A 13,114-nucleotide genomic window follows, 5' to 3' on the forward strand; every position below is an offset into this window, starting at 1 on the left:
GGGTTCTCCTTAAATCAGTGATTCGACGCCATGGCGGACGATGCGCTTTTCCAGATCACCGCCCAGCCAGTAGGCCAGATCAGCAGGCCGGTCGATATTCCAGGCGACGAAGTCCGCCACCTTGCCCGCTTCCAGTGAGCCATGAGTGTGCGCCATGCCCAAGGCCTGGGCGGCATGCAGGGTAACCCCGGCCAAGGCTTCTTCGGGCGTCATGCGGAACAGGGTGCAGGCCATGTTGAGCATCAGACGCAACGACAGCCCGGGCGACGTGCCAGGGTTAAGGTCGGTGGAAATGGCGATTTTCACGCTATGTTTACGCAGGGCGTCCATGGGCGGCAGTTGGGTCTCGCGCAGGAAGTAAAAAGCCCCCGGCAGCAACACCGCGACCGTGCCGGCCGCGCCCATGGCGATGGCGTCATCTTCGGTCATGAATTCCAGATGATCCGCCGACAGCGCCTGATAGCGCGCTGCCAGGCTTGACCCGGCCAGGTACGACAACTGTTCGGCGTGCAACTTCACCGGCAGCCCCAGTTCATGGGCACGGATAAACAGCTTTTCGACCTGGGCCGGAGAAAACGCCAGGTACTCGCAGAACGCATCCACGGCATCGACCAGCCCTTCGCCCGCCAGAGCCGGGAGCATTTCATCGCAGATATGCTGGATGTAGTCGTCGGCGCGGTTGGCGTATTCCGGCGGCAGGGCATGGGCCGCCAGGCAGGTGGCGCGCACGCTGACCGGCAGGCTTGCGCCCAGGCGTCGGATAACGCGCAGGGTCTTGCGTTCGTTTTCCAGGTCCAGGCCGTAGCCGGACTTCATTTCCACCGTGGTCACGCCGTCCTTGAGCAATTGCTTGAGGCGGCGTTCAGCGCTGGCGAACAATTCATCTTCACTAGCTGCACGGGTAGCACGAACGGTACTGGCGATCCCGCCACCGGCAGCGGCAATTTCGGCATAACTCACGCCTTGCAGGCGCTGTTCGAACTCGCCGCTGCGATTGCCGCCGAATACCGTATGGGTGTGGCAGTCGATCAACCCCGGCGTGACCCAGGCGCCTCTCAGGTCAATGACCTGATCGAAGTCCTTGGCGGTTAGCTCCGACAGGGGGCCGATCCACTCGATCAGCGTGCCCGAGGTGACGATGGCCGCGTTCTCGATGATCGAATAAGTGCCCTGCGCCATGGTTGCGGCGTGACAGTGTTGCCAGAGGGTTTTCATTCGGGGGCTCCAGGAGGCAAGCGGGATAGGACTGTGGGACCGGCTTTAGCCGGGAAGGCACTATTGATCATATCCACGCCTTCCCGGCTAAAGCCGGTCCCACAACTATGTCATTACAGGCTTGGCAAAACGCCGGCAGGCACCAGCCCGTTCAGGCACGCCGAAGACAGCAACTCACTGGCCGCTTCGATATCCGGAGCAAAGAAACGGTCCTTGTCATAGTGGGCCACCTTGTCGCGCAGGATGTTGCGGGCTTTTTCCAGTTTGGCCGAGGTCTTCAGGCCGTTGCGCAGGTCCAGGCCCTGGCAGGCGGCGAGCCATTCCACAGCGAGAATACCGCGAGTGTTTTCAGCCATTTCCCACAGGCGCTTACCCGCAGCAGGAGCCATGGATACGTGGTCTTCCTGGTTGGCCGAGGTCGGCAGGCTGTCGACGCTGTGGGGATGGGACAGGGCCTTGTTTTCACTGGCCAGGGCCGCAGCGGTGACCTGGGCGATCATGAACCCGGAGTTGACGCCGCCATTGGCCACCAGGAACGGCGGCAGTTGCGACATATGCTTGTCCATCATCAGTGAGATGCGGCGTTCGCTCAGGGAGCCGATTTCAGCCAGGGCCAAGGCAAGGTTGTCGGCAGCCATGGCCACCGGTTCGGCGTGGAAGTTGCCGCCGGAGATCACTTCGTTTTCCGCCGCGAACACCAACGGGTTATCGGACACCGCGTTGGCTTCCACCGCCAGTACTTCGGCAGCCTGGCGCAGTTGAGTCAGGCAGGCGCCCATGACTTGCGGCTGGCAGCGCAGGGAGTAGGGGTCCTGGACCTTGTCGCAGTCACGGTGCGAATCGGAGACTTCGCTGCTCTCGCCCAATAGTTCGCGATAGCAGGCGGCGGCATCAATCTGCCCGCGCTGGCCGCGCGCAGCATGGATGCGTGCGTCGAACGGCGAGCGCGAGCCGAGTACGGCTTCTACAGTCAGTGCGCCGCAGGACAACGCAGCGGCGAACAGGTCTTCACCTTCGAACAGGCCACGCAGGGCGTAAGCGGTGGAGACCTGAGTGCCGTTGAGCAGCGCCAGGCCTTCCTTGGCCGCCAGGGTCAGGGGTTTGAGCCCGGCCACGGCCAGGGCATCCACAGCATTCAGCCATTCGCCTTGGTGGCGCGCCTTGCCTTCACCCAGCAACACCAGGGACATGTGCGCCAATGGTGCGAGGTCGCCGGACGCGCCGACTGAGCCTTTGAGTGGAATATGCGGATAGACCTCGGCATTGATGAGGGCGATCAGGGCATCTATCACTACCCGACGAATCCCCGAGAAGCCGCGGCTCAGGCTGTTGACCTTGAGCACCATGATCAGGCGCACCAGTTCATCGCTGATCGGCTGGCCGACACCGGCGGCATGGGAAAGCACCAGGGAACGTTGCAGGTTTTCCAGGTCGGCACTGGCGATGCGGGTCGATGCCAGCAGGCCGAAGCCGGTGTTGATGCCGTAGGCGGTGCGGTTTTCGGCCAGGATCTGCTCGACGCAGGCCACGCTGTTTTCAATCTGCTGGTCTGCGCTGCCGTCCAGCTTCAGGGTCAGGGGCTGGAGGTAGATATCCCGCAGTTGGCTCAGGGTCAGTTGGCCCGGGATCAGATTCAGTTGCTTCACGTCGATACTCCTGGAAAAGTGGCTGCCGCAGGCTCAGAGCTGACTCCTGCATGCCCTGCGCTTGTGGCGCATGAGCTGCGGCATGTTGTGATGTTCTATTTACAGCGTTGCTACCCGGCGCTGAACGAAACGGTCAACGTATTCGTCGGCAGGGGTGTGGAGGATTTCCTTGGGCGTGCCGACCTGGATCAACCGCCCGTCCTTGAGGATCGCGATGCGGTTGCCGATACGCACGGCCTCATCGAGGTCATGGGTAATGAACACGATGGTTTTTTGCAGGGTTTTCTGTAGCTCCAGCAGCTGGTCCTGCATCTCGGCGCGGATCAATGGGTCGAGGGCGCTGAAGGCTTCGTCCATCAGAATTACGTCAGTGTCGGCCGCCAGGGCGCGGGCCAGGCCGACCCGTTGGCGCATGCCGCCGGACAGCTGGTGTGGATACTTGTTTTCGTAGCCCTTCAGGCCCACGGTGCTGATCCAGTGCAGCGCGCGCTCGGCGCAGAACGCCTTGGTTTCGCCACGTACTTTCAGGCCGTAGGCGACGTTGTCGAGTACAGTCTTGTGGGGCAACAGGCCGAAGCTCTGGAACACCATGCTGATCTTCTTGCGGCGGAATTGGCGCAGGGCTTCCATGTCGTAGTGCAGGATGTCCTCGCCATCGACCAGAATTTCGCCGCTGGTCGGGTCGATCAAGCGGTTGAAGTGACGCACCAGGGTCGATTTGCCGGAACCGGACAGACCCATGATGACAAAAATCTCGCCGCTGCCGATGGACAGCGACAAATCGTTCACACCCACCACGCAACCGGTTTCGGCCAGGACCTGATCCTTGCTCTTGCCTTGCTTGATCATCGCCAGTGCATCTTTTTCACGGCTGCCGAAAATCTTGAATACGTTACGGACTTCGATCTTGTTCATCTGCACGCCACTCATTTGCTCGCCTCGTGCCGGGGCCTGCCATAGGCCTGGGTAATGCGGTCAATGACTACCGCGAGAATCACAATGGCCAGGCCGGCTTCGAGTCCGCGCCCGACGTTGAGGGTCTGGATACCGATCAGCACATCTTCGCCCAGACCGCGGGCACCGATCATCGAGGCGATCACCACCATCGACAGGGCCATCATGGTGGTCTGGTTGATCCCGGCCATGATGCTCGGCAGGGCCAGGGGCAGTTGCACGCCGAACAGTTGCTGCCAGCGGTTGGCACCGAAGGCGTTGATCGCTTCCATGACTTCACCGTCTACCTGGCGGATACCCAGGTCGGTCAGGCGGATCAGCGGCGGCGCGGCATAGATCACCGTGGCGAAGATCGCCGGAACCTTGCCCAGGCCGAACAGCATCAGCACCGGGATCAGGTAAACGAAGCTGGGCATGGTCTGCATGATATCCAGCAAAGGCATCAGCACTGAACGCAGGCGGTTGCTGCGCGCCGAGAGAATGCCCAGGGGGATGCCGATCAGCACCGAAATAATTGTGGCCACCATCATCAGGGCCAGGGTTTGCATCAGCTTGTCCCACAGGCCGACCGCGCCGACCAGGAACAGCAGGCCGACGATCGCCAGCGTACTGGTGATCTTGCGTGTGGCGTGCCAGGCAATACCGCCGACAATCGCCAGCATCAACCACCATGGCGCCATGCGCAGCAGGCTTTCCAGGTTGACGATGGCCCATAGCAGGGTGTCGGAGATGTGCCGGAACACATCGCCATAATTGGTGACCAGGGAATCGACCCAGCCATTGACCCAGTTGGCGATTGAGAAGGTAAAGCTTTCGGGGAACATAGAGGGTTCTCAGTCAAATAGGCTTGGCGAGCAAAAGCTCCGCACACAGAGGCTGTTCGTCCCCTATTTGGCGGGACGAACAGACCATGCGCTTGCTTACAGCGAAGCGTCTACTTTCTTCGCGGCTTCGGCGCTGACCCAGGCGTGCCAGACTTCCGGATGCTCTTTCAGGAAAATCTTCGCCAGCTTAGGCGATTCGATACGGTCTTTGGTCATGCGTGCCAGATTCTGGTTCAACAGATCGATGGGCAGGTTGACCTTTTCCAGCACCGCGACCAGCTCCGGAGCCTGTTCGTGGAACGCCTTGGACAGACCGACTTTGATATCGATGGTCTTGTTCACGCCAGCTTTTTCTTCCAGGCGCACCATGTCGACTTGCCCCATCAGCGGCGTTGGCGACCAGTAGTAAGCCAGGATCGGCTCGCCACGCTTGTAGCTCGACAGGATGGCAGCATCCAGGGCCGGGCCGGTGCCAGGGCGGAAGTTGGTGTACTTGTCTTCAAGGCCGTAGCTTTTCAGCATTTCGCTGTTTTCCAGCTCGCAGGTCCAGCCGGCCGGGCAGTTGTAGAAGCGGCCTTTGCTTGGTTCTTCAGCATCCTTGAACAGGGCCGGGTACTTGGCCAGGTCAGCGATGGACTTGAGATCAGGTGCCTTGGCGGCCAATTTGCGCTTGGCATCACCTTCGATCACGTAACGCGGGACGTACCAGCCTTCGATGGCGCCGACAATCGGTGCACCGACGCCGACGACTTTGCCAGCGGCGGCAGCCTTGTTCCAGACTTCGCTGCGGCCAACCCATTCTTCGGCAAAGATCTGGATGTCATTGGAGCTCAGGGCGTTTTCCATGGTGATGGAGTTGCCGGGCAGAGAGTCCACCTTGCAGCCGTAACCCTTGTCCAACACGACTTTAAGCACGTCGGTCAGCAGCATGGCGCTTTCCCAGTTCAGTTCGGCGAACTTCACTTCCTTACCTGATTCGCACCAACCAGCGGCCTGGCTTGCGCCACTGGCGAGCAAACCGACCGATAGTAAAGTCGTCAGCAGGGCCTTTTTCGTTTTCATTGTTTGACGCTCCTAATCATCTGAGGGTAGTGCGGCAGTCGAAAAGGCATCCAGCCTGTGGATGGGGCTTATGCTCACCCCTTTCCTGTGTTGTTTATGTCTTGGCAGCGCAATTGTGGGACTGGCTTTAGCCGGGAAAACGCTATTCAAGGCCATGGGTATGTATTGAATTTACCGGCCCCTTCCCGGCTAAGGCCGGTCCCACATTAATCCCGTGTTTGCCGCGCCAGAGTCATCAGCCAGTGATCATCGGCAGATTCAGGCCCTGTTCCCTGGCGCAGTCGATCGCGATCTGATAACCGGCATCGGCGTGACGCATGACACCGGTGGCCGGGTCGTTGTGCAGAACGCGGGCGATACGCTCGGCCGCTTCATCAGTACCGTCGCAGACGATGACCATGCCCGAATGCTGCGAGAAGCCCATGCCGACGCCGCCGCCGTGGTGCAGGGAAACCCAGGTCGCGCCGCTGGCGGTGTTGAGCAGGGCATTGAGCAGTGGCCAGTCGGACACAGCATCAGAGCCGTCGCGCATCGATTCGGTTTCACGGTTCGGGCTGGATACCGAGCCAGAGTCCAGGTGGTCACGGCCGATCACGACCGGTGCCGACAGTTCGCCGCTGCGAACCATTTCGTTGAACGCCAGGCCCAGCTTGGCGCGTTGGCCCAGGCCGACCCAGCAAATACGTGCCGGCAGGCCCTGGAAGCTGATGCGCTCGCGGGCCATGTCCAGCCAGTTGTGCAGGTGGGCGTCGTCCGGGATCAGTTCCTTGACCTTGGCGTCGGTCTTGTAGATGTCTTCCGGGTTGCCCGACAGCGCGGCCCAACGGAAAGGCCCTACGCCACGGCAGAACAGTGGACGAATGTAAGCGGGAACGAAGCCCGGGAAGTCGAAGGCATTGGCCACGCCTTCTTCCTTGGCCATCTGACGGATGTTATTACCGTAGTCGAAGGTCGGAACCCCGGCTTTCTGGAAGGCCAGCATGGCTTCGACATGCTCGGCCATGGATTGCTTGGCGGCCTTGACCACGTTGGCTGGCTCGCTGATGGCGCGGGCGCGGTATTCTTCCCAGGTCCAGCCTTTTGGCAGGTAGCCGTTGAGCGGGTCGTGGGCGCTGGTCTGGTCGGTGACCATGTTCGGGCGCACACCACGGCGGACCATTTCCGGGAGGATTTCAGCGGCGTTGCCGCACAGGGCGATGGAGATGGCCTTGCCTTCGGCGGTGTATTTGGCGATACGTGCCAGGGCGTCGTCCAGATCAGTGGCTTGCTCGTCGACATAGCGAGTCTTGAGGCGGAAGTCGATGCGGCTCTGCTGGCATTCGATGTTCAGCGAGCAGGCCCCGGCCATGCCAGCGGCCAGTGGCTGCGCGCCACCCATGCCGCCCAGGCCTGCGGTCAATACCCATTTGCCTTTCAGGTTGCCGTTGTAGTGCTGGCGACCGGCTTCGACGAAGGTTTCGTAGGTGCCCTGGACGATGCCCTGGCTGCCGATGTAGATCCAGCTGCCGGCGGTCATCTGGCCGTACATGGCCAGGCCCTTGGCATCCAGCTCGTTGAAGTGTTCCCAGTTGGCCCAGTGAGGCACCAGGTTGGAGTTGGCGATCAGCACCCGTGGTGCGTTGCTGTGGGTCTTGAATACGCCGACCGGCTTGCCGGACTGTACCAGCAGGGTTTCGTCGTCATTGAGGTTGGTCAGGCTTTCGACGATCTTGTCGTAGCATTCCCAGTTGCGCGCGGCACGGCCGATACCGCCGTAGACCACCAGCTCATTGGGGTTTTCCGCGACTTCCGGGTCAAGGTTGTTCATCAGCATGCGCAGCGGTGCTTCGGTCAGCCAGCTTTTGGCGGTCAGCGTGGTGCCACGGGCGGCGCGGACTTCGACGTTACGATGCCGGGTCCATTTTTGATTCAAGTCTTGATTATTCTCAGTCACGAAAAAAACTCCTCAGCGATCAATCCAGAAACCAGCCCGACGATGGGCGAGGACCTGTCTGCAGGTCCGAATCCGTTGGGTGGCGCACCGTGCTCCTTTGTAGCTCATGCGCACACATATTTACTTGTACATACAAGCATATGCAATTGAAAGACCAACTTGGTTTTTGTCTGATAAGAGTGCTGTGAAGGCGGCTGAGAGCTTTGTTATTAAAGGCTTTGGTTGAAGCGGGGAGGGTGCAGGGAGGAGGGGCGTGACAATGGGTCGATGTTACCGGTCGGCGATTTTGCGCCATTTTGAGGCGTTCGGTAACAGGATGGGGCGTAGCACGTATTCTTTCATGTGGGACCGGCTTTAGCCGGGAAAGCGTCGGTCCCACCGATTGTCCATTTGTTCTTCAGGTGCGGATTTCGGTCAGCTCAATCACGCAGCAGCGGCTGGCACTCGGTGCCTGTAACTCAATTTCCAGCAGACTCTGGTTGTTATCCACTTGCAGGCAGTCATGCCGGCCAAGCATTTCCCATGGCTGATTACCGACACCCACTGCCACTTGTTCGGCCACGCTGAACAGCAGCAGGGTATTGGCCGAGCTGAACAGGCGTTGCGGCAGACGCACGTCGAGCCATTGCAGGCGGGCACTGTAGCGCTGCGGGGCATAGATCAGGTTGAAGTCGCGGATCGGGCCGTCGAGCAAGGTGCAACTGACGGCGCTATCGCCGCTGAAGGCGAACGGGTCGGACGGCAGCAGTTCGCGGGAGGTCTGGCCATCCACGTCCAGGGTCATGCCCGCGCCCTGCAGTACGGTGATGATGCGCTGATAGCCGGTGAATACGGAAAAGCCGCCCGACGCTTCGATATCGGCAATCGACAGGCGCCAGCCAAAGCCGTCCAGACCAACACCTGCGTCCCGGGTGATTTCCTCAGTGCTGCCGCCGCCGTTTTTCCAGGGCATGCGGGGATAGTCGACGGCACGCAGAACGGTAATGGCGGTCATTTGCTGAAACGTCCTTCAAGGCGATGGCGGGAACCGGGGTGAATCAGACGGGCGGCGGTTACTGGCTGGCGGCCTGACCAGGTGCGACGACGGATCAGCAGGCAAGGCTCGCCGGGCTCGATCTGCAACAGTTTGCACTCGTCGGCTTCAGCCAGGATCGCTTCGACCACATGTTCGCCTTCGGTCAGCGGCGCGACCTGGGACAGATAAGCGTAGGGCGTCTGCACCGTGAAGTCCTGACGCAGGTAGTCGGGCGCGACCAGGGCGTTGACGAAGCGGTCTTCGATTTGTACCGGGATATCGTTTTCGTAATGCACGATCAGCGAATGAAACACCCGCTGACCTTCGCGCATATCCAGGGCCAGGGCGCGTTCTGAGCCTGCGGCCTCTTCGGCGAGGATCATCACCTTGCAGGTGTGGCGATGGCCACGAGAGGCGATTTCATCGGCAATATTGTGCACTTCGAACAGCGCTGACTGGGTCTTGGGTTCTGCCACGAAAGTGCCGACACCTTGCATGCGCACCAGCAACCCTTCTGCGGTCAGCTCGCGCAGGGCGCGGTTGATGGTCATGCGGCTGAAGCCCAGCTGTGTCACCAGTTCGCTTTCCGATGGCACTCGATGGTGCGGCGGCCAGGTGCCGTTCTGGATTTGCAGGGCGATCATTTGCTTGACGCGGGCGTACAGCGGCGCCGGACTTTCGCCCATCTGGGAGGCCAGCAGGGAAACGGCAGGCGGAGTCGGCACGGGGCAATCCTTGTTCAATGGGGTTCTGGCACGTTGGCAGCATGGCAGAGTGTACAAAAGTGCGCTCACGCTATCCATTAAGCGCAGCGGCGGCAAGCTCGTCGGAGTTTACCGGGCGAGCAAACGTCTGTATATGTACATACAACTTTAACACCGATGAGGTTCAGAGCATGTCCGCCTTCTTCGCTGAGCGCGCCTTGTTAGCTACTGGCTGGGCCAGGAATGTCCGTTTCGAAGTCAGTGACGAGGGCTTGTTGACTCAGGTTCTCAGCGACTCCGATGCCCAGGGCGCCGAAGTGCTCAAGGGGCCGGTGGTGCCGGGCATGCCGAACCTGCATTCCCACGCCTTTCAGCGCGCCATGGCCGGGTTGGCGGAAGTGGCGGGCAACCCCAATGACAGCTTCTGGACCTGGCGTGACCTGATGTACCGGCTGGTCGGCAAGATCAGCCCGGAGCAGCTCGGCGTGATCGCCCGCCAGCTGTATATCGAAATGCTCAAGGGCGGTTTCACTTCGGTGGCCGAATTCCATTATGTGCACCAGGACAGCGCCGGTCAGCCCTACGCCAACCCGGCCGAACTGGCCCTGCAGATCAGTCAGGCGGCGAGCAGCGCGGGTATCGGCCTGACCCTGCTGCCGGTGCTCTACAGTCACTCCGGTTTTGGGGGCCAGGCGCCTAATGAAGGCCAGCGGCGTTTCATCCACAGCACCGAGAGTTATCTGGCCTTGCAAGCGCAGCTCAGGCCGCTGCTGGCCGCGCAACCGGCCCAGGCCCTTGGGTTGTGTTTCCACTCGTTGCGCGCCGTAACACCGCAGCAGATCAGCGATGTGCTGGGCGCCAGCGACAAGGCTTGCCCGGTGCATATCCATATCGCCGAGCAGCAGAAGGAGGTCGACGACTGCCTGGCCTGGAGCGGGCGTCGGCCGTTGCAATGGTTGTATGAAAACGTCGAAGTCGATCAGCGCTGGTGCCTGGTCCATGCGACCCATGCCGATGTCGCTGAAGTCTCGGCCATGGCACGCAGTGCTGCTGTGGCTGGCCTGTGCCTGACCACCGAGGCCAATCTGGGGGACGGGATTTTCCCGGCCGTGGACTACATCGCTCAGGGCGGGCGTTGGGGGATCGGCTCGGATAGCCATGTTTCGTTGAGCGTGGTCGAAGAACTGCGCTGGCTGGAATACGGCCAGCGTTTGCGCGACCAACGCCGCAATCGCCTGTATCGCAGTGATCAGCCGATGGTTGGGCGTACTTTGTTTGATGCCGCGCTGATCGGCGGCGCCCAGGCCATGGGGCAGAACATTGGTGCTTTGGCCGTCGGCCAGCGCGCGGACTGGCTGGTGCTGGACGGCAACGATCCGTACCTCGCCACGGCCACTGGCGATGGCATTCTCAATCGCTGGCTGTTTGCCGGCGGCGACCGGCAGATTCGTGATGTGCTGGTCAACGGCCAATGGGTGGTTCGCGACGGCCGCCATGCTGCAGAAGCAGAGAGCAGCCGTGCGTTTGCTGCGGTACTGCGGGAGTTACTTGGCTGAGTTGCCTATGGCCGAATCTTCCGTGCGCCAAATCAGCTTGGTTGTGTCGTAACCCTGCTGCTGGGCCTTGCTCAGCAGCTCCTGGCGGGTGGTTTCGGGCACGTGAGCGGTGCGCGACAGCAGCCACAGGTACTTGCGATCTGGCGTGCCGACCACCGCAGTCTTGTAACCATCGTCGATGTAGAGCACCCAGTAGGCGCCTTTGGTAATGCCCGGCAGCAGGCGCGAGAACCAGTTATCGAATACCACCCACAGGCGGTCGGTCTTGCCGGCTTCCTGGGGCGATGCGGTGCCGTTGATTTCCTGCCACTGCCCATCCTTGTCGCGGCAGCGGTTGAGCACGCTGACATTGCCGTCGTCCTTGAGTCCATAATGGGCTTCGGACTGGGCGCAATTGCGCTGGAAATACATCGGCAGCCTGGCCAGCTCATACCAGGTGCCCTGATAGCGCTTGAGGTCGACACTGCCGACGGTTTTGGGCTCCAGGTTCTCCGCCGAATGGGCAAAGCCGATCGTCAGGAAGCAGGCCATCAGCGCAATGCTGAAACGTAGCAGTAGCTTGATCATGACTTATTTCAGACCCTGGCCCGAGAACAGCACCACTTTGTCGGCAGCGTACTGCACGCTGATAAAGCTCTTCTGATCGCCCCAGGTGCAACTGGTCAGGCCGATGGCGCCGGAGCATTCAGTCGGGCTGCCGAGCAGCGCTTCGACCTGGGCCTTGGGCATCCCGGCGGCCAGCTTCGAGTAGTTTTCCTGATTGATCTTGCTGCATGCAGCCAGCAATACGCAGAACGACAGTAGGGCGACGTTGCGCAAAGTCATGAGTGAAGCTCCTGAGCCTGGGAAAATGCTGATGCGGGGCAGGCCGGAACGGCTGCGCGGGCGCAATAGCGCAAGCTTAGAAGGGAAAAGCGGGATCTGGTTCCGTGGTGCAGGAGAATTCTCTAGATACGGTTGAAACCAGTGTGGGAGCGAATTCATTCGCGAATAGGGTTTTCCAGACGAAAAATATGTCGACTGTACTGCCCTCTTCGCGAATGAATTCGCTCCCACCATGAATCTACTCTTCACGCCCGCAATCACCGATTGCGGGGTGGCTCAAGCCATCAGGCCTTATGGTACGAAGTCACGCGTTCGACTTCTTCTTTCGAACCCAGGAACACTGCGACACGCTGGTGCAGGCCTTCAGGCTTGATGTCGAGGATGCGCTGGTGGCCGTCGGTGGATGCGCCGCCGGCCTGTTCCACCAGGAACGACATCGGGTTGGCTTCGTACATCAGGCGCAGTTTGCCCGGCTTGGACGGCTCGCGGCTGTCACGCGGGTACATGAACAGACCGCCACGGGTCAGGATGCGATGCACGTCTGCAACCATCGCGGCCACCCAGCGCATGTTGTAGTTCTTCTCCAGCGGGCCTTCTTCACCGGCCAGCAGCTCGCCGACGTAGCGCTGTACCGGTGCTTCCCAGTGCCGCTGGTTGGACATGTTGATGGCGAATTCCTGAGTGGTCTCCGGGATTTTGATGTCTTCATGGGTCAGGGCAAAGCTGCCCATTTCACGGTCCAGGGTAAAGCCCTTGACGCCGTCACCCAGGGTGAGCACCAGCATGGTCTGCGGGCCGTAGATGGCATAACCGGCAGCGACCTGCTCGGTGCCAGGCTGCAGGAAGGCCTTTTCGTTCAGGGCTTCGTTCTGGCTCAGGTATTCGTTCGGGCAACGCAGCACGGAGAAGATGGTGCCGACCGGGGCGTTGATATCGATGTTCGACGAGCCGTCCAGTGGGTCGAATACCAGCAGGTAGGCGCCTTTCGGATATTTACCGGGGATCTGGTAGGCGTTGTCCATCTCTTCGGATGCCATGCCGGCCAGGTGACCGCCCCACTCGTTGGCTTCCAGAAGGATTTCGTTGGAGATCACGTCGAGCTTTTTCTGCACTTCGCCCTGCACGTTCTCGGTGCCCATGCTGCCTAGCACACCGCCCAGCGCGCCTTTGGAGACGGCATGGCTGATTTCCTTGCACGCACGAGCCACTACTTCGATAAGGAAGCGCAGATCGGCAGGGGTGTTGTTGCTGCGGGTCTGCTCGATCAGATAGCGACTTAGGGTAACGCGGGACATGGAGTGCTCCGAAAGTATGGGGATGAAAAACCCGCGCAGTTTACCGCGTGTGCGAGCGTAATACTGCCCATCAGACCTGCTTGCA

12 protein-coding genes are annotated in these 13,114 nt (G+C 60.6%); 1 reads left to right on the plus strand and 11 read right to left on the minus strand.

Annotated features, from left to right (window positions below; translation table 11 throughout):
* Positions 1–9 precede the first annotated feature (9 nt).
* From hutI to hutC, 8 genes are all read right to left on the minus strand, one after another.
* On the minus strand, positions 10–1,215 hold the full coding sequence (gene hutI, locus ACCD02_RS22530) for an imidazolonepropionase (RefSeq protein WP_413306747.1): 1,206 nt from the start codon (positions 1,213–1,215) through the stop codon (positions 10–12).
* A 113-nt stretch (positions 1,216–1,328) separates the two neighbouring features.
* Positions 1,329–2,861: a histidine ammonia-lyase gene (gene hutH, locus ACCD02_RS22535; RefSeq protein ID WP_413306750.1), complete on the minus strand. Its 1,533-nt coding sequence runs from the start codon at positions 2,859–2,861 to the stop codon at positions 1,329–1,331.
* Positions 2,862–2,960: 99 nt separating this feature from the next.
* Positions 2,961–3,791, minus strand: a complete 831-nt coding sequence (locus tag ACCD02_RS22540) for a quaternary amine ABC transporter ATP-binding protein (protein ID WP_413306753.1) — start codon at positions 3,789–3,791, stop codon at positions 2,961–2,963.
* A complete protein-coding gene (locus ACCD02_RS22545) occupies positions 3,788–4,639 on the minus strand; it encodes an ABC transporter permease (RefSeq protein ID WP_413306755.1) in 852 nt (283 codons plus the stop codon). Before ACCD02_RS22545 ends, ACCD02_RS22540 begins: the two co-directional genes overlap by 4 nt.
* Before the next feature lie 96 nt (positions 4,640–4,735).
* A complete protein-coding gene (locus tag ACCD02_RS22550) occupies positions 4,736–5,701 on the minus strand; it encodes an ABC transporter substrate-binding protein (protein ID WP_413306758.1) in 966 nt (321 codons plus the stop codon).
* Positions 5,702–5,936: 235 nt separating this feature from the next.
* Positions 5,937–7,634 carry a urocanate hydratase gene (gene hutU, locus ACCD02_RS22555; RefSeq protein WP_413306761.1) on the minus strand — a complete coding sequence of 566 codons (1,698 nt, stop codon included), beginning with the start codon at positions 7,632–7,634 and terminating at the stop codon, positions 5,937–5,939.
* A 397-nt stretch (positions 7,635–8,031) separates the two neighbouring features.
* Positions 8,032–8,628: a HutD family protein gene (locus ACCD02_RS22560; protein WP_413306763.1), complete on the minus strand. Its 597-nt coding sequence runs from the start codon at positions 8,626–8,628 to the stop codon at positions 8,032–8,034.
* Positions 8,625–9,335: a histidine utilization repressor gene (hutC, locus tag ACCD02_RS22565; protein WP_259104481.1), complete on the minus strand. Its 711-nt coding sequence runs from the start codon at positions 9,333–9,335 to the stop codon at positions 8,625–8,627. The genes ACCD02_RS22560 and hutC overlap by 4 nt, the downstream gene beginning before the upstream one ends.
* A 209-nt stretch (positions 9,336–9,544) precedes the next feature.
* Between hutC and ACCD02_RS22570 the strand changes: the two genes are divergently transcribed.
* Positions 9,545–10,909, plus strand: coding sequence for a formimidoylglutamate deiminase (locus ACCD02_RS22570; RefSeq protein ID WP_413306766.1), 1,365 nt, complete (start codon positions 9,545–9,547; stop codon positions 10,907–10,909).
* Here the strand turns inward: ACCD02_RS22570 and ACCD02_RS22575 are convergent.
* From ACCD02_RS22575 to ACCD02_RS22585, 3 genes are all read right to left on the minus strand, one after another.
* A complete protein-coding gene (locus ACCD02_RS22575) occupies positions 10,898–11,476 on the minus strand; it encodes a lipocalin family protein (RefSeq protein ID WP_413306768.1) in 579 nt (192 codons plus the stop codon). The two genes, ACCD02_RS22570 and ACCD02_RS22575, sit on opposite strands and share 12 nt — an antisense overlap.
* 3 nt (positions 11,477–11,479) lie before the next feature.
* Positions 11,480–11,734 carry an outer membrane protein assembly factor BamE gene (gene bamE, locus ACCD02_RS22580; RefSeq protein ID WP_413306770.1) on the minus strand — a complete coding sequence of 85 codons (255 nt, stop codon included), beginning with the start codon at positions 11,732–11,734 and terminating at the stop codon, positions 11,480–11,482.
* A 284-nt stretch (positions 11,735–12,018) separates the two neighbouring features.
* A complete protein-coding gene (locus tag ACCD02_RS22585; RefSeq protein ID WP_413306773.1) occupies positions 12,019–13,029 on the minus strand; it encodes a class 1 fructose-bisphosphatase in 1,011 nt (336 codons plus the stop codon).
* Between the last annotated feature and the right edge of the window lie 85 nt (positions 13,030–13,114).

This window comes from Pseudomonas sp. Pseusp88, assembly GCF_047303955.1.
Classification (GTDB): domain Bacteria; phylum Pseudomonadota; class Gammaproteobacteria; order Pseudomonadales; family Pseudomonadaceae; genus Aquipseudomonas.